This is a genomic window from Streptomyces sp. R11, assembly GCF_041051905.1.
Taxonomy (GTDB): domain Bacteria; phylum Actinomycetota; class Actinomycetes; order Streptomycetales; family Streptomycetaceae; genus Streptomyces.
Map to the genome: position 1 here is coordinate 5299650 of NZ_CP163432.1, position 16663 is coordinate 5316312.

The 16663-nt window shown below is 70.6% G+C and carries 19 protein-coding genes; 14 read left to right on the forward strand and 5 right to left on the reverse strand.

All coding sequences use genetic code 11. The features are described from left to right. Positions 1-64: 64 nt before the first annotated feature. A complete protein-coding gene (locus tag AB5J55_RS24605; RefSeq protein ID WP_369272739.1) occupies positions 65-382 on the reverse strand; it encodes a hypothetical protein in 318 nt (105 codons plus the stop codon). Positions 383-408: 26 nt separating this feature from the next. Between AB5J55_RS24605 and AB5J55_RS24610 the strand changes: the two genes are divergently transcribed. Beyond that, a complete protein-coding gene (locus tag AB5J55_RS24610; RefSeq protein ID WP_369272740.1) occupies positions 409-924 on the forward strand; it encodes a hypothetical protein in 516 nt (171 codons plus the stop codon). A 19-nt stretch (positions 925-943) separates the two neighbouring features. On the opposite strand, the gene AB5J55_RS24615 is transcribed toward AB5J55_RS24610, so the two are convergent. Next, complete coding sequence (locus tag AB5J55_RS24615; protein WP_369272741.1) at positions 944-1267, reverse strand: PLD nuclease N-terminal domain-containing protein; 324 nt, start codon at positions 1265-1267, stop codon at positions 944-946. 88 nt (positions 1268-1355) lie between these two features. Between AB5J55_RS24615 and AB5J55_RS24620 the strand changes: the two genes are divergently transcribed. Genes AB5J55_RS24620 through AB5J55_RS24630 form a run of 3 tightly spaced genes read left to right on the forward strand, consistent with a single transcriptional unit; the run spans position 1356 to position 4332 of the window. Beyond that, complete coding sequence (locus AB5J55_RS24620) at positions 1356-2813, forward strand: menaquinone biosynthesis decarboxylase (protein WP_369272742.1); 1458 nt, start codon at positions 1356-1358, stop codon at positions 2811-2813. Next, positions 2810-3712, forward strand: coding sequence for a menaquinone biosynthesis prenyltransferase MqnP (gene mqnP, locus AB5J55_RS24625; protein ID WP_369272743.1), 903 nt, complete (start codon positions 2810-2812; stop codon positions 3710-3712). The genes AB5J55_RS24620 and mqnP overlap by 4 nt, the downstream gene beginning before the upstream one ends. A gap of 47 nt (positions 3713-3759) precedes the next feature. Beyond that, positions 3760-4332 carry a Uma2 family endonuclease gene (locus AB5J55_RS24630; RefSeq protein ID WP_369272744.1) on the forward strand — a complete coding sequence of 191 codons (573 nt, stop codon included), beginning with the start codon at positions 3760-3762 and terminating at the stop codon, positions 4330-4332. On the opposite strand, the gene AB5J55_RS24635 is transcribed toward AB5J55_RS24630, so the two are convergent. Further along, positions 4310-4954, reverse strand: coding sequence for a rhomboid family intramembrane serine protease (locus AB5J55_RS24635; protein ID WP_369272745.1), 645 nt, complete (start codon positions 4952-4954; stop codon positions 4310-4312). The genes AB5J55_RS24630 and AB5J55_RS24635 overlap by 23 nt on opposite strands. 90 nt (positions 4955-5044) lie before the next feature. Between AB5J55_RS24635 and AB5J55_RS24640 the strand changes: the two genes are divergently transcribed. The 9 genes from AB5J55_RS24640 to AB5J55_RS24680 all read left to right on the forward strand — a co-directional run bounded on the left by AB5J55_RS24640 (position 5045) and on the right by AB5J55_RS24680 (position 13005). Beyond that, positions 5045-5728 carry a UbiX family flavin prenyltransferase gene (locus tag AB5J55_RS24640; protein WP_369272746.1) on the forward strand — a complete coding sequence of 228 codons (684 nt, stop codon included), beginning with the start codon at positions 5045-5047 and terminating at the stop codon, positions 5726-5728. 68 nt (positions 5729-5796) lie between these two features. Next, positions 5797-6258: an Lrp/AsnC family transcriptional regulator gene (locus tag AB5J55_RS24645; RefSeq protein ID WP_369272747.1), complete on the forward strand. Its 462-nt coding sequence runs from the start codon at positions 5797-5799 to the stop codon at positions 6256-6258. Between the two features lie 74 nt (positions 6259-6332). Continuing rightward, entirely contained in the window at positions 6333-7496 is a 1164-nt protein-coding gene (gene mqnE, locus AB5J55_RS24650) for an aminofutalosine synthase MqnE (protein ID WP_328880031.1), read from the forward strand. 33 nt (positions 7497-7529) lie between these two features. After that, a complete protein-coding gene (locus tag AB5J55_RS24655; protein ID WP_369272748.1) occupies positions 7530-8189 on the forward strand; it encodes a UdgX family uracil-DNA binding protein in 660 nt (219 codons plus the stop codon). Between the two features lie 40 nt (positions 8190-8229). Next, complete coding sequence (locus AB5J55_RS24660; RefSeq protein ID WP_369272749.1) at positions 8230-8754, forward strand: N-acetyltransferase family protein; 525 nt, start codon at positions 8230-8232, stop codon at positions 8752-8754. A gap of 88 nt (positions 8755-8842) precedes the next feature. Then, on the forward strand, positions 8843-9145 hold the full coding sequence (locus AB5J55_RS24665) for a DUF4229 domain-containing protein (protein WP_369272750.1): 303 nt from the start codon (positions 8843-8845) through the stop codon (positions 9143-9145). A 143-nt stretch (positions 9146-9288) separates the two neighbouring features. Next, a complete protein-coding gene (locus tag AB5J55_RS24670; protein WP_369272751.1) occupies positions 9289-10944 on the forward strand; it encodes an SPFH domain-containing protein in 1656 nt (551 codons plus the stop codon). After that, complete coding sequence (locus AB5J55_RS24675) at positions 10941-12284, forward strand: SPFH domain-containing protein (RefSeq protein WP_369272752.1); 1344 nt, start codon at positions 10941-10943, stop codon at positions 12282-12284. Before AB5J55_RS24670 ends, AB5J55_RS24675 begins: the two co-directional genes overlap by 4 nt. A 58-nt stretch (positions 12285-12342) precedes the next feature. Further along, positions 12343-13005 (forward strand): TetR/AcrR family transcriptional regulator, encoded by a 663-nt coding sequence (locus AB5J55_RS24680; RefSeq protein ID WP_369272753.1) that lies wholly within the window; start codon positions 12343-12345, stop codon positions 13003-13005. Here AB5J55_RS24680 and AB5J55_RS24685 read toward each other — a convergent pair. Together AB5J55_RS24685 and AB5J55_RS24690 are read right to left on the reverse strand one after the other, a co-directional pair. Continuing rightward, positions 12987-13838, reverse strand: a complete 852-nt coding sequence (locus AB5J55_RS24685; protein WP_369272754.1) for a MaoC/PaaZ C-terminal domain-containing protein — start codon at positions 13836-13838, stop codon at positions 12987-12989. The two genes, AB5J55_RS24680 and AB5J55_RS24685, sit on opposite strands and share 19 nt — an antisense overlap. Next, positions 13838-15172, reverse strand: a complete 1335-nt coding sequence (locus tag AB5J55_RS24690) for a 3-oxoacyl-ACP reductase (protein ID WP_369272755.1) — start codon at positions 15170-15172, stop codon at positions 13838-13840. The genes AB5J55_RS24685 and AB5J55_RS24690 overlap by 1 nt, the downstream gene beginning before the upstream one ends. A gap of 84 nt (positions 15173-15256) precedes the next feature. On the opposite strand from AB5J55_RS24690, the gene AB5J55_RS24695 reads away from it, so the two are divergent. After that, on the forward strand, positions 15257-16543 hold the full coding sequence (locus tag AB5J55_RS24695; RefSeq protein WP_369272756.1) for an acetyl-CoA C-acetyltransferase: 1287 nt from the start codon (positions 15257-15259) through the stop codon (positions 16541-16543). The last annotated feature ends 120 nt before the right edge of the window (positions 16544-16663 follow it).

Genomic DNA, 16663 nt, shown 5'->3' on the forward strand with positions numbered 1-16663 from the left:
TTTCCTGCGGGGGAGACGCGGGGGCGACCTGGGATGCCTACCCACGCGCCGCAAAGACGGAGCGTCACCCGCTCTCCCCGTTGAAGGGCGCGAAGCACGTCACCGTGTCCGGCGTACGCAGGGTGCCGTCCGCGGTGAACGACTGCCGCGCCCCCTCGGAGGGAACGTCGTCCCCGGTGACGCGGGCGGCACGGTCGTACTGCTCACGCGTGGCGTCCGGCAGGGGCTGCTTCAGGAGCGTGGACGCGCGACTCGGGCTGCGGGATGCGGACTTCGCTGCCCTGGACGCGTTCGCGCGTGAGGTCGCCGGCTTGCGCTGACGCGGTAATTCGGTGGCGGGGCGGTGGGCGCCGGGTGTTGTGTGGCCTGGCCCGGTGATCACGAGGAATGCCGGGGTGGGGAGGCTTTGTGGCGGGTCGGGAGTGGGCTTGGCAGGTTGCCGAGCTGCGTCAGAGGGGTGGTGCGCTGGCCGCCTTCGTGGCCGCGTGCGGTGACGACGAGGAACGGGGCCGGGAGGCCCGGGAGTTGGCGGGGCGGTTGCTCGCGTCGGATCCCGGCGACCTCGATGCGGCCCACGAGATCGTGCGGACGCTGGCCGATTGGGCGGACGATCTCGCGGATCACCCGTACCACCCCGGCGTCCCCCGCCCCGACGCGGCCGACCGTCTGACGCGCGACCACGTCAAGGACGTCCTGCGCGACCGCCTCACGGCGCCGGCCCGCGACTGGCTGTCGGGGACGAAGCTCTCCTTCGACGTCTGCTTCTTCGCCCTGCGCAGGCTGCGGAGACTCGATCCGCAGACGCGCGAGGACGTCTTCTATGCCTACGGCCGCGGCACGATGGCCCTCGACCTCGGCAATCGCGCGGCCGCGGCACGGGAACTGGCACGACTGAGGGAGCTGCGCGAGCTGTACGAGGCGTAGGCGGAGCCCGAGCTCCGTGTCAGGGCTCGTCCCGCTTCCGCTTGTCGTCCTTCGTCCCGTCGTCGTCCTCGTCCAGGGACTTCAGGAACTCCGGATTGTCGTCGGGCGCGACCCACTGCCGGCGCCGGTTGTCCCGGACGCCGGACCAGCCTTCGGCCGCCAGGCTGCGCTTCTTGCCCGCGATGAGCCAGGAGATTGAGCCGACCAGCGGGAAGACCAGGACGAGGATGGCCCACAGCGGCTTGGGCATGTGGCGGATCTCGTCCTCCTTCGTGCTGATGCAGTCGATGAAGGCGTACACGCTGAGCGCCAGTGGCACGAGGAACATCAGCACGCGGAGCATGGGCCCCTCTCCAGCGAAACGGTCGTCGGACCGGGGGCACCGCCCCCGGGTTAAGGGCCAGGGTAGCCGCTCGGGGATACTTGACCCCATGGCTTACGACGATCTTCGTTCCCTGCTCAGGGCGCTGGAGCGCGAAGGCGACCTCAAGCGCATCAAGGCTGAGGTCGATCCGTATCTCGAGGTCGGGGAGATCGTCGACCGCGTACAGAAGTCCGGTGGTCCCGCGCTGCTCTTCGAGAACGTGAAGGGCTCCTCGATGCCCCTCGCGATGAACGTCTTCGGGACCGACCGGCGGCTGCTCAAGGCCCTGGGCCTGAAGTCGTACGGCGAGATCTCCGACAAGATCGGCGGGCTGCTCAAGCCCGAGCTGCCGCACGGCTTCGTCGGGGTCCGCGAGGCCTTCGGGAAGCTCGGCGCCATGACGCACGTGCCGCCGAAGAAGGTGAAGTCGTCGGGCGCGCCCGTGCAGGAGGTCGTGCTGCAGGGCGACGAGGTCGACCTCGACCGGCTGCCGGCGCTGTTCACCTGGCCCAAGGACGGCGGCTCCTTCTTCAACCTCGGGCTCACGCACACCAAGGACCCGGAGTCGGGCGTACGGAACCTGGGGCTGTACCGCCTCCAGCGCCACGACAAGCGCACGATCGGCATGCACTGGCAGATCCACAAGGACAGCCGGAACCACTACCAGGTCGCGGCGAGGCGGGGCGAGCGGCTGCCGGTCGCCATCGCCTTCGGGTGCCCGCCCGCCGTGACGTACGCATCCACCGCCCCGCTTCCCGGTGACATCGACGAGTACCTGTTCGCCGGGTTCGTCTCCGGCAAGCGGATCGAGATGGTGGACTGCAAGACGGTGCCGTTGCAGGTGCCGGCGCAGGCCGAGGTCGTGCTGGAAGGGTGGCTGGAGCCCGGCGAGATGCTGCCGGAGGGGCCGTTCGGCGACCACACCGGCTTCTACACGCCGCAGGAGCCGTTCCCGGCGCTGAAGATCGACTGCGTGACGATGCGGAAGCGGCCGTTGCTGCAGTCGATCGTCGTAGGCCGCCCTCCGACGGAGGACGGACCCCTGGGCCGTGCGACGGAACGCTTCTTCCTCCCCCTGCTGAAGATCATCATCCCGGACATCGTGGACTACCACCTGCCCGAAGCCGGCGGTTTCCACAACTGCGCGATCGTCTCGATCGACAAGAAGTACCCGAAGCACGCCCAGAAGACGATGCACGCGATCTGGGGCGCGCACATGATGTCCCTGACCAAGCTGATCGTGGTCGTCGACTCCGACTGCGACGTCCACGACCTGCACGAGGTCGCCTGGCGGGCGCTCGGCAACACCGACTACGCCCGTGACCTCACGGTCGTCGAAGGCCCCGTCGACCATCTCGACCATGCCTCCTACCAGCAGTTCTGGGGCGGCAAGGCGGGCATCGACGCGACGAAGAAGTGGCCCGAGGAGGGCTACACGCGCGACGGCGGCTGGCCCGACATGGTGGAGTCCGACCCCGAGACGGCGGCGAAGGTCGACCGCCGCTGGAAGGAGTACGGACTGTGAGCAGCGCCTCCGCCGCGATTCCGCAGCCAGGACGCACGAAGGCGTTCCTCCGCCTCGTCATGATCGAGCACTCGGTGTTCGCGCTGCCGTTCGCGTACATCGCCGCGCTCACCGCGATGTTCCAGTGGGACAGGAACATCCACTGGGGGCGGCTGCTCCTGGTGACGATCTGCATGGTGGGTCTGCGGACCTTCGCCATGGCCGTGAACCGGATCATCGACCGCGAGATCGACGCCCGTAATCCGCGCACCGCCCACCGCGAGCTGGTGACGGGCGCGATGTCGGTCCGTCACGCCTGGACCGGCGCCCTGATCGCCCTGGTGATCTTCCTGGGTTCGGCGGCCCTGCTGAACCCGCTGTGCCTGGCGCTCGCCCCCATCGCGGTGATCCCGATGGTGGTCTACCCCTACGGCAAACGCTTCACGAACTTCCCCCAGGCCATCCTGGGTCTCGCCCAGGCGATGGGCCCGGTCGGCGGCTGGCTGGCGGTCACCGGCACCTGGTCCTGGGACGCGGTGATCCTGGGCCTCGCGGTGGGCATCTGGATCGGCGGCTTCGACCTGATCTACGCCTGCCAGGACATCGACGCCGACCGCGAGATCGGCGTCATGTCGGTCCCGGCCCGCTTCGGCATCCCGGCGGCGATCTGGAGCGCCCGGGCCTGCCACGCGGTCACGACGGCCCTGTTCGTCTGGTACGCCCTCGCCACGGACGCGGGCACCTTCTTCTGGCTGGGCCTGCTGATCGTCGCCGGCGCGTTCGTCTACGAGCACTCGATCGTTCGCCCGCATGACCTGTCCCGCCTGAACAGGGCGTTCTTCAGCGTCAACGGGTTCATCGGGATTGCCCTGTTCGTGTGTGCGCTGATGGATCTTGTGGTTCGGGGTCTGACCGTGTAGCTACCGTGCGGCCTAGCATCGAGGGCAGGACCCCCAGGGAGGCCACCGTGACCGTCTCGGGCATCGACCGCCTGCACTCGCAGCTCAGCAAGCTGGAGGACATGTTCCCCGGCTATCTGACGGAGATTGTCGAAGGCAGCATCGTGATGAATCCGGTCAGGCCGTTCCACGGGAAGACGATCCTGAGGGTGTCGGCGAACCTTGAGGGGCAGCTTCCGCCGGAGTGGGGACTGGTGAGCGATGTGGCGTTCCCCTTCGACGACGCCAACGAGTTCTGCCCGGACATCGCGGTCATCCCCGCCGAGGCGGAGGACGAGAACCGCAGCTCCTACCCCGCCGATCTGATCGAGCTCGTAGCCGAAGTGGTGTCGCCGGAGATTGTCCGCCGTGACTACGAGGTCAAGCCCCGCTGGTACGCCTCACGTGGCATTGCCAACTACTTGATCTTCGACCCGCTGCAGGGCCACTGCGTCACGATGTGGAACCCCGGCCCGGACGGCTACCGAGGCCGCGACACCATCGCCTACGGCCCCGACCTGACCATCGACTCCCCGCTCGGCAGGCTGAAGATCCCCACCGCGAGCCTCCCTGTCGACCCTAAAGCGCGCCCCCGCCCCTGAGCCCAGGCCCGTCCGCCCGGCGCCGCAGCACGAACGCCGCCGCGACCCCCGCCACCAGCCCCACCAGATGCCCCTGCCAGCTGACGCCGGACTGGGTCGGGGCGAGGCCCGCCAGTATCGAGGTGCCCCAGATCGCGGCCACCAGCAGGCCGGCCAGGATGCCGAGCGGGCGGCGCTCCACGAAGCCACTGACCACGAGGTAGCCGAAGAGGCCGAAGATCAGGCCGGAGGCGCCCGCGGTGTTGGTCCCGGACGGGGATATCAGCCAGACGCCGAGCCCGTCGGCGACGATGATCAGGGCGCAGACGGCGGCGAAACGGCGTATGCCGCCGAGGGCGGCCAGGAAGCCGAGGACCAGCAACGGCACGCTGTTCGCGGCGACATGGGCGAAGCCGAAGTGGATGAAGGCGGCCGGGACGACGTCCACCAGCTCGGACGGGGTGCGCGGGACGATGCCGAAGCCGTCCAGCGCGTGCCCGCTGAGCACGTCGGCCACTTCCAGGAGCCACAGCAGCGCCACCCAGACCAGCATCAGCTTGGCCGCGGTCCGGGCGCGGTCGCCCCGCGACCACTCGCGGCGCTGCGCACCCCACGTGCCTGCCGTCCCCGACGTACCCGCCATGGCCACCCCACCGCCCAACTCGTCCCCCTGGGGAACGCCCGGCCCCCCTTGGTCGGTTCCCACCCCGTAAGGCCGGATAGGCTCGGTGTCGTGAACCCAGTCAAGCCAGGAGAGACGCCGCGTACGCCTTGGATCGTAGGGGTGTCCGGCGCTTCCGGCACCCCATACGCCGCCGCGGTGCTGCGCGCGCTCCTCGCCGCGGGGGAGAGCGTCGACCTGGTCGTCAGCAGGGCGTCCCGGCTCACGCTCCTCGACGAGACCGGGATCTCCTTCCGCGACGCCCACTGGCAGGACGACCTGCGCGAGTGGCTCGCGCGGGGCGCCGACGGCAAGCCCGGGACCTTCGAGCCGGACATCGCGGGTGTCCGGTACTGGAACGCCGGGGACCTCGCCGCGGGCCCGTCCTCGGGGTCGTACCCCACGAAGGGCATGCTGATCGTGCCCGCCTCCACCGCCTGCGTCGCCGGCGTCGCGCTGAGCCTGTCGAAGGACCTGCTCCAACGCGCGGCGGGTGTGGCCCTCAAGGAGGGGCGCAAGCTGGTCGTGGCCGTCAGGGAGACCCCGCTGAACGGCCAGACGCTGAGGCACCTGGTGACCCTCGACGACGCGGGCGCCACCGTCGTACCCGCCTCGCCCGCCTTCTACGCGGGGGCCACCCACATCCAGGACCTGGTGGACTTCGTCGCCGGACGCGTGCTCGACGCGGCGGGCGTCGAGCACCGGCTCTACCGCCGCTGGAAGGGCGAACTGGGCGGCGGAACCCGCACGACATGAACGCCATCTGAGCAAGTCGCAGTAACTCTCATCACTTCGGGAACTCTTCACCGGAAGGCTTCGATCGCATGGACGCGGTGGACAGGCAGCTCATCCAGGCCCTGAGGGAGAACGGCCGGGCCTCCTACGCGGAGCTGGGACGCCTCGTCGGCCTGTCGGGACCCAGCGTCACCGACCGCATCAACCGGCTGGAGGCGGCCGGCGTCATCACCGGCTACCGCGCCACCGTCGACGCCGCCTCGCTCGGCCTCGGCGTCACCGCGCTGATCGGCATCTCGCTGTCCGACGCCACCGACCACGAGGATGTCGCGAGCCGCCTGCGGGACCTGGGCGAGATCGAGGACTGCTGGTTCATCGCGGGCGACGACTCGTACATGCTCAAGGTCCGCGCGGCCGACGTGGACGGGCTGGAGAAGATCATCCGCCGGCTCAGCGGCACCAAGGGCGTCTCCCGGACCCGTACGACGATCGTGCTCTCCACCAAGTGGGAGAACCGGGTCGGACAGCTGCCCGAGGAAGAGGGCGCGTAGCGCCTGATGGGGGTCCCCCCGCCCGAAGGGGCGGGGAGTACGGTTTACGGAGTCTTTCCGAGAGAGGTGCACGCATGGACGTCGGGCTCAAGCGCGAGCTGGAGGAGAAGGTCCGCTCCGGCGAGCGGCTGTCCCGCGAGGACGGCATCGCGCTGTACGAGTCGGACGACCTGGCGTGGCTCGGCGGCCTCGCGCACGAGGTGCGCACGCGCAAGAACGGCGACGTCGTCCACTTCAACGTCAACCGCCACCTCAACATGACCAACGTCTGTACGGCCTCCTGCGCGTACTGCTCCTTCCAGCGCAAGCCGGGGGAGAAGGACGCGTACACGATGCGCATCGAGGAGGCCGTCAAGCTCGCCAAGGCGATGGAGTCGGACAACCTCACCGAGCTGCACATCGTCAACGGCCTGCACCCGAACCTCCCGTGGCGCTACTACCCGCGCTCCCTGCGCGAGCTGAAGGCCGCCCTCCCGAACGTCTCCCTGAAGGCCTTCACGGCCACCGAGATCCACCACTTCGAGACGATCAGCGGTCTGTCGGCGTCGGAGATCCTCGACGAGCTCATCGACGCCGGGCTGGAATCCCTCACCGGCGGCGGCGCGGAGATCTTCGACTGGGAGGTCCGGCAGCACATCGTGGACCACCGCACCCACTGGGAGGACTGGTCCCGGATCCACCGCCTGGCGCACGAGAAGGGTCTGAAGACCCCGAGCACCATGCTGTACGGCCACATCGAGGAGCCCCGGCACCGGGTGGACCACGTCCTGCGCCTGCGTGAGCTGCAGGACGAGACGGGCGGCTTCCAAGTCTTCATCCCCCTGCGCTACCAGCACGACTTCGTCGACATGAAGGACGGCAAGGTACGCAACCGCCTCCAGGCCAGGACCCAGATGGCGACCGGCGCGGAGGCCCTGAAGACCTTCGCGGTGTCCCGTCTGCTGTTCGACAACGTCCCGCACGTCAAGGTCTTCTGGGTCATGCACGGCGTCCAGACCGCCCAGCTGGCTCTCCAGCACGGCGCCGACGACATGGACGGCTCGGTCGTCGAGTACAAGATCACCCACGACGCGGACAACTTCGGCACGCCGAACAAGCTGACCCGCGAGGACCTGCTGGACCTCATCCGGGACGCGGGCTTCCGCCCGGTGGAGCGGAACACGCGCTACGAGATCATCCGCGAGTACGACGGCCCGGACCCGCTGCGACGCGAGTCCCCGCAGCCGATGCGGGTGTGATTCCGACGGGCGGGGCCGTGGTACCCGTCCGCCATGGTGAGCACCAAGGCGCCCGAGGACGCCTACACCGCTGAACCCTTCCTCCCCGACCGTGGCGGTCTTCCCGCCCTGCGTCGCGCCGCCGCCGAATGCCGGGGCTGTCCCCTCCACCGGGACGCCACCCAAACCGTCTTCGGCGTCGGCGGCCGGAACGCCCGCGTCATGCTCGTCGGCGAACAGCCCGGCGACCAGGAGGACCGGCAGGGCAGGCCCTTCGTCGGTCCCGCCGGGCGTCTCCTCGACAGGGCGCTGGAGGAGGCCGGCCTGGACCCGGCGGACGCTTACGTCACCAACGCCGTGAAGCACTTCAAGTTCACCCGGGCCGAACCCCGCAAGCGCCGGATCCACAAGGCACCGACCCTGCGCGAGATGACCGCGTGCGGTCCCTGGCTGGCCGCCGAACTGGCCGTTGTGAAGCCGGAGTTGATCGTGCTGCTGGGCGCGAGCGCGGGCAAGGCGCTGCTGGGGTCGTCGTTCCGGGTCGGAGAGGTGCGCGGAATGCTGCTGGAGCGGGAGATCCACGGCCGGCCCGAGAAGCTGGTGGCGACGGTGCATCCGTCGTCGGTGCTGCGGGCCCAGGACGACGCGGACCGGGAGACGGCGTACACGGGGCTGGTCTCGGACCTGAAGGCGGCGGCGCGAGCGTTGTCGTAATGGCTTTCGCCGCGCTCCCTGTAATGGCTACGATTGCGCCGTGTCCCTTACCTTCACGCTCGACCCGGCCGTCACTCCCGACCTCCGCGACGGCATCCTCGACCTGTGGACCGACGTCTCCAACGCGGGCGGAGCCGTGGGCTTCGTGCCGCCGGTGACACGGGAGGAGATCCGGCCGGAGCTGGTGCGGCAGTTCGCCGGGATGGCCGACCGAAGCAGGCGGCTGCTGGTCGGGCACGATGACGACGGGCGGGTCGCCGCGACCGCGTTCCTCACCTTCAACTCGCACCGGCTGATGATCCACTGGATCTGGCTCTACACGGTGATGGTGCACCCCCGCCACCAGGGCAAGGGCTACGGCCGCGACCTGCTGACCGCCGCCGAGCAGGCCGCCCGCACCTTCGACGGCATCGAGGCGATCCGCCTCACCTGCCGCGGCGGGCTCGGCCTCGAGAACTTCTACGGCTCCTGCGGCTACAAGGAGGTCGGGCGGATCCCCGACGCCATCCGGGTCGCGCCCGGCGACGACCGCGAAGACGTGATCATGCTGCTGCCGCTCGATTGACCCACCCCGCCGACCCCCCTGCAAGATCGGCCGCCCCGCGTGCTTCACTGGACAGTGGCCCTTTTTGGAATCGGAAGAGTGGATTGAGATGCTCCGCTACACACTGATGCGCCTCGGGATCTTCGTGGGCTGCCTCGTGGTCGTCTGGGGCCTCGTCTACTCCGGCCTAGCCCCGCGTGGCCTCGGCGACTCCAACGGCATGTGGATCGTCCTGCTCGCGCTGCTGCTCTCGGCACCCATCAGTTTCGTCGTGCTGCGCAAGGAGCGCGACCGCGCCTCCGTGCAGATCGTGCAGAAGGTCGACCGAGTGAAGGCCAACCTGGAGGCGAACCGCAGCCAGGAGGACGACGCGGTCGACGAGACGGCTCGGGCGCAGCGCCAGACCTCCTGACTTGCCGCGTCCCGGCAGCGATACCACTCGGTAACCGCACGGGCCCCGCCCTTACGCTTGTCCGGATCCATGGTGTGGGATGGCCGGATCCACGTCGGTGGAACGGCTGTTCGCACCGGCATTCGTGAACGTAAGGGGGAACCGTGGCACGAGCGCGCGCGCAGGCAAAGAAGAGCGCACGACGCGTTGCCGACGCCGTCGTCTCCGGAACCGATCCGCGGACGGCCGCGCAGGACGAACTGCGGCGGCAGATCGGCGGTCGGGGGACACGGGGAGACGGTGGCGAGGAGTACGACGCCCAGGGCCAGGGCATCGACCCGGCCGACTTCCCGGCCGCCCGGGAACAGGGCGGCTCCACCGCCACCGTGATGCGGCAGAAGACGGTGCCGCTGGACGAGGCCGGGGAGGCGCTCGGCCGCAGCGAGCAGGTGCGCGAGGGCGCCGAGATGGTGCACGCCATCTGCCCGATGGTGATCCCCAAGGGCCGCTCACTGATCTCCATGCTGCCCGTGCTGACGCTGCTCGTGCTGGGTGCGGTGGGTGCGGGAATCGTGGGCGCGTCCGGCGCCGACGTCCTGACCAACCCGCTGTTCGGCGTGCACTACTGGGTCATCTCGCTGTGCGCCGTCGCCTTCGTGTGGTGGCGCCAGGGCATGGTCATGGTGCCGGACGGCTGCCAGGCGATGATCACCCGGTTCGGCAAGCTGGAGAGGGTCGTCGGCCCGGGCCGGATCGTGCTGCTGAGCCCGTGGAAGCGGGTGTCGTACATCGTCAACACCACGATCGAGTACCCCTTCAACGCTCCGGTGCGCGAGGCACCGACCAAGGGCGGCGTGAAGGCGTCGATCGACCTGTTCATCCAGTTCCGGATCAGCGATCCGACCGAGTTCGTCTACACGCTGGGCGCGGTACGCGGCTTCGAGGAGAAGCTGAGCAACGCGGTGAGCGAGACGATCCGCACCCTCGTCTACGAACAGGAAGCCGCCGGCATCTACGACATGGTCGGCGAGGACACCGGCCGGCTGCTGGACCTGCTCAACCAGCAGTTCCGCCCGGCCGTCGAGCTGACCAACGCCAACATCACCCACGCCGAACCGTCCGACCAGCGTTACCGCATGGACCTGGCGGCGCCCGAGATGGTGCGGGTGGCCAAGGAGGCGTACACGCACGAGTACGCGCTCCAGCTCCGCAAGGAGCAGGACGAGGGCGACCTCACCCGCGAACTCGCCTCCAGCCACGAGACGCTCTCCGCGATCCAGGCCGACATCGCCCAGTACCAGGCGCAGATGGACACCGCCGTGGAGCGCGAGACCAACCGCGCCGAGGCGCTCGCCCGCCAGCGCTACGTCCAGGCCGAGTCCGAGGCGAAGGCCAACGCGGCCCTGCTGGAGGCACAGGCCCTCGACATCCGCGCGGTGACCGCCGCGGAGGCGCCCGAGATCCTGGAGTACCGCTACCAGCAGCAGGTGCTGGACACGCTGGAACAGGTCGCCGACCACCTGCCCCGGCTGGTGCGCATCGGCGGCGCGACGGACGGCGTCGCCGGCATCGACTTCCTGGAGCTGGCCCGCGAGTTGGTCGGCGAGCGCGGCACGGAACTGTTCACCGACGAGGACATGGCAGCCGTACGGTCGCGTCTCGCCGAGGTGTCCGAGCGGATCGCCGCGCGCGAGACGGAGATCGGCGCGCTGCTGGCGGCCGAGCGGCCCACGGTGCCGCAGGTGCCCGAGCAGCGCGAATCGACCGACAGTTCCGAGAGCTCGATCAGCTCTGACGTGTCCGAGGGGGCCGACCAGTGAGCACCGCCCGTTCCTCCCACCGCCGGTCGGTCATCTCCGAGAAGGTCGCCCCCTGGAGCGACATCGCGCGGCTGCTGCGCGGCGGCGAGGCCGACACCCTGATCCCGGTCATCATCCCCCGCCACCGGCGCCGACTGTGGTGGATGCTGCCGCTGTGGCTCGGCGTCTACGCCCTGTTCATGGGCGTGATGCTGTCCCTGCAGGAGGCGGACTCCGAGTCGGTCGCCGGGGACCTCGCCTACGGCACCCTCGCCACCCTCTCCTACGTCGGCGGAGTCGTCCTGCTGCTGATCGGCGTGCTGTGGTGGTGGCGCTCCTCGATCGTCGAGATCGAGCAGGGCACCAACGGCGTGCTGACCCGCTACGGCGCCGTCATCCGCACCCTGGACGCCGGCCGCCACTACCTGTGGCACCCGTGGTCCCGGGTCGACTTCGTCGTCGACACCGCCACCGAGATCCCGTACTCCGCGCCGGTCATGGCCTGCCCGACGCAGGAGAACGTGCCGCTGCGCTCCATCGAGTTCTTCCTGAAGTTCCGCATCACCGACGCCGTGCTGTTCGTCCGCACCATCGGCGCGGGCAACTTCGACCTCGTGCTCTCCAGCGCCGTGCAGGACGCGATCCGGCAGCGGGCGCGCAAGATGCGCACCGAGCGGGCGTACGACCTGCGCGGCTCGGACGTGGCCGACATGCAGGAGCTGCTCAACCGCCAGCTGTCCGGCTACGGCGTGCGCATCACCGGCTCCAACATCCCGGACGTGCAGCTGCCGGCGCAGTACCAGCAGCACCTGGCCACCCGGGAGCGGGTCGCCAAGGAGCGCACGGCGTACGACCAGGAGTGGGGGCTGATCCGCAAGCGCCGCATCGACCAGCTGGGCATGGACATCGAGCGGGCCAAGAAGGTGCGCGACGCCCGGATCGTCGAGGTCAAGGCCGCGCTGAACCGGGCCCGTGAAGAGGTCGCCCAGCTGCTGGAGGAGCAGGAGACCAACGCCCAGCGCGTGCGGTTCGAGATCGAGACGCGGGGCCGCAGCGGTCTGATCGCCGCCGAGAACGAGGCACGCGCCCAGCGCGCTCTGGCCAAGGCCTACCGCGACAACCGCGCTGTCCTGCAGTACGAACTGGCCCGGCGCCGCCTGGAGGTGGGCGCGAAGCTCGCCGGCCGGGCCCCGCAGCCGGTGGTCGTACGGACCGATGGCACGAGCGCCGACACCTCCGCTCTGTCCACCCTGCTCGCCGCGCAGTTGCTGCCGCGGCTGACGGCCCTGCCGTCGGTCGACGGGCAGTTGCTGACGGACCGGGTGGCACGGTTCGCCGACGAGCTGAGCGACGACAAGTAGGGCAGGCGTTCATGGCGGGCCGGGTGGGATCTCCCTCCCGGCCCGTACGCTAACGGCCATGGGTGCCGTGAAGACCAAACGGATGCCGCGGGCCGTCCGTGAGCAGCAGATGCTGGACGCCGCCGTGCGGACCTTCGGCAGGCGCGGGTACATGGCCGCGTCGATGGACGAGATAGCCGAACTGGCGGGTGTCTCGAAGCCGTTGGTGTATCTGTATCTGAACTCGAAGGAAGACCTCTTCACCGCCTGCATCCGGCGCGAGGCCGCCGCGCTCGTCGTGGCAGTGCGCTCCGGCGTACGGACCGAACTGCCCGCCGACCGCCAGCTCTGGGACGGGCTGCGGGCGTTCTTCACCCACACCTCGCACTACCCGGACGCCTGGTCCGTCCTGCACCTCCAGGCCCGCACCCATGGCGAGCCGTTCGCCTCCGAGGTCGCCGCGATGCGTGCGGAGATCGTCGAGTTCGTGACGCAGCTGATCCTCGCGGCCGCACGCGAGGCCCACCGCGACCCCGACCTCCCCGAGAGCGAGGTCGCCGGTCTCGCCGAGGCCCTGGTCGGCGCCGCCGAGTCCCTCGCCGACTGGGCCAACACCACGCCGAACGTGACGGCACGGGAGGCGGCGGCCACGCTGATGAACTTCGCGTGGGCCGGCCTGGGCAACCTCATGGACGGCCGGCCCTGGTCACCGCCGGACGCCCCTCACGGGGCGAGCGGGTAGACCTCCCCGGCAAGGTGGACGCGGTCCTCGCCGCCCCGCAGCTCGAACCGCCCGCCCTCCGCGGCGTACGTCACCTTCCCCGGCAGCAGCACCGGCGCCCGGAAGCCGGCCCGCACCCGCACCGCTTCCGGTGTGCCGTGCGCGGCGAGACAGCGGGCCACCGTCCACATGCCGTGCGCGATGGCCCGGGGGAAGCCGAACAGGCGGGCGGTGAGCGGGGGGAGGTGGATGGGGTTGCGGTCGCCGGAGGCGGCCCCGTAGCGGCGTCCGACGTCGGCGGCGAGCCGCCAGTCGGCGACTGCGGGCAGCGGCTTGTGCTCCGGCACGTCCTCCACGGTCGGTGCCGCCGCCGGGGTGTCGGTGCGGTGCCTGGCCAGATAGGTGCTCCGCGACTCCCACACGACCTCGTCGCCGGCCCGCATCTCGGTGATCACGGCGGCCTCCGTACCGCGTCGGTGGGGCATCAGCCCGTCGATGTGCACGGAGAGTTCGTACGCACGCGTGGCGGTGAGGGCCCGGCGCCGGGTGACGGCGATCGACGTGTGGACGAGACCGAGCAGCGGCAGCGGGAAGTCCCGGCCGCTCATCAACCGCATCGCCAGCGGGAAGCCCAGCACATGCGGATACGTCACCGGCAGGGCGTCGTCCCCGGTGGGGAACCCGCACACCCGCTCGTACGCGGCCAGCCGGGCGAGGTCGACGCGGAGGTCCGGCAGAACGAGCCTGGTGCGCGGGAACTCCGCCTGCGGGCCCGGGCGTTTGAAGGGTGACAGCAGGGCGCCCCGGGCGAGCAGGGGCGGAAGCGAAGGAGGAGCCGTGAGGACGAGGGACATCACGCCCCCAGCAGGCTCTGGCCGCATACCCGGACGACCTGGCCGTTGACGCCTGAGGATCCCGGATCCGCCAGCCAGGCCGTCGTCTCGGCGACGTCGATCGGCAGTCCGCCCTGCGCGAGGGAGTTCATCCGGCGCCCCGCCTCCCGGATGAACAGGGGAATCGCGGCGGTCATCCTCGTCTCGACGAACCCGGGCGCGACCGCGTTGACCGTCACCCCGTGCTCGGCCAGCGCACGCGGCGCGAGGGCTCTGACCAGCCCGACGATGCCCGCCTTGCTCGCGCCGTAGTTGGTCTGCCCGGCGTTCCCCGCCAGCCCCGCGATCGACGCCGTCGCCACGATCCGTCCGCCCCGTTTCAGCGTTCCGCTCTCCAGCAACGCGTCCGTGGTGCGCAGCACGCTCGTGAGATTGACGTCGAGCACCGAACTCCAGCGCTCGGCAGGCATGTTGACCAGTCGCCGGTCGCGTGTGATGCCGGCGTTGTGCACCAGGACGTCCAGACCGTCCGGCAGCGCGGCGGCGATGCGCGCGCCCGCGTCGGGGGCGGTGATGTCGAGTGCGAGCGCGGTGCCGCCGAGCCGGTCGGCCACGCGCCGGGCGTCCTGTTCGGCCTGCGGCACGTCGAGTACGACGACCCGGGCGCCGTCCCGGGCCAGCGTCTCGGCGACCGCCTCGCCGATGCCGCGCGCGGCGCCGGTGACCAGCGCGGTGCGGCCGGTGAGGGGGCGGTCGGGGTCGTGGGGTGCGTCGCGGGGTGCGGTGACGTCCGCCGGTGCGGAACCCACCTCGATGACCTGGCCGCTGAGGTACGCCGACTTGGGGGAGAGGAGGAAGCGCAGGGTCGACTCGGCGGCGTGCGCGTCCGTCAGCCGCAGGAGATTCACCGTCCTGCCCCGCCCGATCTCCTTGCCGAGCGAGCGCGTGAAGCCCTCCAGGGCCTGCTGGGCGGCGGCCTGGTGGTGGTCGGCCGGGTCGAGGGGCGCGCCGAGGACGACGACCCGGCCGCTCTCGGCGACCGACCGCACGACGGGGTGCAGGGCCGCGTGCACCTCGGCGAGCGTCTCCACGTCCCGCACGCCCGTGGCGTCCAGGACGGCGGCGGCGGGCTTCCCGGAGGGGGCGGTCGTCAGGTCGAGGCCCAGAGCGGTGCGGGCATCGGCATCGGTGAGGCCGAGGTCCGACTTGCCGGCCGTCAGGAGCAGCCGGTCGCCCTTGAGCGAGGGCCGCTCCGGTGACCAGCGGTGCAGCGCGGCGGGCTGCGGCAGTCCGAGTCGGCGGGTGAGGAAGCGGCCGGGGGCCGTGCCGGTAAAGCTCAGATAGCGGTCGGCCATGTCCCACTCCCAGTGCGCTCCGGTGCTGACTCCGGAGTAAGGTTACCCGAGGTAAGTCCATGGTGGACATGAGGAGTGGTGGAGATGAGCTCCCTGTTGGCGCCGGCGGTCCGGCGTGTAGCGATCATCGGCGGCACCCGTATCCCGTTCGCCCGCTCCGACGGCCCGTACGCCACCGCGTCCAACCAGGACATGCTCACGGCCGTGGTCGACGGCCTGGTCGAGCGGTACGGGCTGGGCGATCCGGGCGCGGTCGGCGAGCTCGTGGCGGGGGCCGTCCTCAAGCACAGCCGGGACTTCAACCTCGCCCGCGAGACCGTCCTCGGCTCGAAGCTGGACGCGCACACACCCGCCTACGACATCCAGCAGGCCTGCGGAACCGGTCTCCAGGCCGTCATCGCCGCCGCCAACAAGATCGCGCTCGGCCAGACCGAGTCGGCGATCGCCGGTGGCGCGGACACGGCGAGCGACGCGCCCCTCGGCGTCAACGACGAGCTGCGCCGCATCCTGCTTCAGGCCCGGCGGGCCAAGTCGCTCGGCGGCCGGCTCAGGGCACTGTCGGGCGTACGGCCGTCCCACCTCGTCCCCGACATCCCCCGCAACGCCGAGCCCCGCACGAAGCTGTCCATGGGTGAGCATGCCGCCGTCACGGCACGGGCCTGGGGTGTTTCCCGCGAGGCGCAGGACGAGTTGGCGGCGGCCAGTCACCAGCGGCTGGCGGCGGCGTACGAGCGGGGCTTCTTCGAGGGTCTGGTCGTGCCGTTCCGGGGCCTGGACCGGGACCAGAACCTGCGCCCCGGTTCGACGCCGGAGAAACTGGCCGCGCTCAAGCCGGTGTTCGGCCTCGACCGGCCCGACCCGACGATGACGGCGGGCAATTCGACGCCGCTGACGGACGGGGCGGCGGTGGTGCTGCTGGCGAGCGAGGAGTGGGCCGAGCGCAGGGGGCTGGAGCCGCTGGCGTACCTCACCGCTTACGAGACGGCGGCCGTGGACTTCGTACGGGGCGATGTCGCGGGTGGCGAGGACGGACTGCTGATGGCACCGGCGTACGCCGTCCCGCGGATGCTGGAGCGGGCCGGACTGGCCCTCCCCGACTTCGACCTCGTCGAGATTCACGAGGCCTTCGCGTCCCAGGTGCTGGCCACGCTGGCGGCGTGGGAGAAGCGGGGGCTCGCCCCCGTGGACCGGGCCCGGCTGAACGTGACCGGGTCCTCCCTGGCCACCGGCCACCCCTTCGCGGCCACCGGAGCGCGGATCGTGGCGACGCTGGCCAAGTCGCTGGCGCAAAAGGGCGGTTCGGGCCGCGGGCTGATCTCCGTGTGTGCGGCGGGCGGGCAGGGGGTGACGGCTGTCCTGGAGCGAAGGTAAGGGGACGGTGAGGCGAAGCTGAGTGTCCCTCACATAACCCGCGACGTTGCACATACCCGACTCCGGACCACCCCCGAACCCGCACAACCCCCACACGCCCGCGCCGTACGATCACCTGCC

What these genes read in the sequence shown, in the direction of transcription:
- AB5J55_RS24615 (WP_369272741.1), bottom strand. Translation starts at nt 1,267, where the DNA reads ATGCTCCGCGTGCTGATGTTCCTCGTGCCACTGGCGCTCAGCGTGTAC.
- AB5J55_RS24620 (WP_369272742.1), top strand. Translation starts at nt 1,356, where the DNA reads ATGGCTTACGACGATCTTCGTTCCCTGCTCAGGGCGCTGGAGCGCGAA.
- AB5J55_RS24635 (WP_369272745.1), bottom strand. Translation starts at nt 4,954, where the DNA reads ATGGCGGGTACGTCGGGGACGGCAGGCACGTGGGGTGCGCAGCGCCGC.
- AB5J55_RS24645 (WP_369272747.1), top strand. Translation starts at nt 5,797, where the DNA reads ATGGACGCGGTGGACAGGCAGCTCATCCAGGCCCTGAGGGAGAACGGC.
- mqnE (WP_328880031.1), top strand. Translation starts at nt 6,333, where the DNA reads ATGGACGTCGGGCTCAAGCGCGAGCTGGAGGAGAAGGTCCGCTCCGGC.
- AB5J55_RS24655 (WP_369272748.1), top strand. Translation starts at nt 7,530, where the DNA reads ATGGTGAGCACCAAGGCGCCCGAGGACGCCTACACCGCTGAACCCTTC.
- AB5J55_RS24665 (WP_369272750.1), top strand. Translation starts at nt 8,843, where the DNA reads ATGCTCCGCTACACACTGATGCGCCTCGGGATCTTCGTGGGCTGCCTC.
- AB5J55_RS24680 (WP_369272753.1), top strand. Translation starts at nt 12,343, where the DNA reads ATGGGTGCCGTGAAGACCAAACGGATGCCGCGGGCCGTCCGTGAGCAG.
- AB5J55_RS24685 (WP_369272754.1), bottom strand. Translation starts at nt 13,838, where the DNA reads ATGTCCCTCGTCCTCACGGCTCCTCCTTCGCTTCCGCCCCTGCTCGCC.
- AB5J55_RS24690 (WP_369272755.1), bottom strand. Translation starts at nt 15,172, where the DNA reads ATGGCCGACCGCTATCTGAGCTTTACCGGCACGGCCCCCGGCCGCTTC.
- AB5J55_RS24695 (WP_369272756.1), top strand. Translation starts at nt 15,257, where the DNA reads ATGAGCTCCCTGTTGGCGCCGGCGGTCCGGCGTGTAGCGATCATCGGC.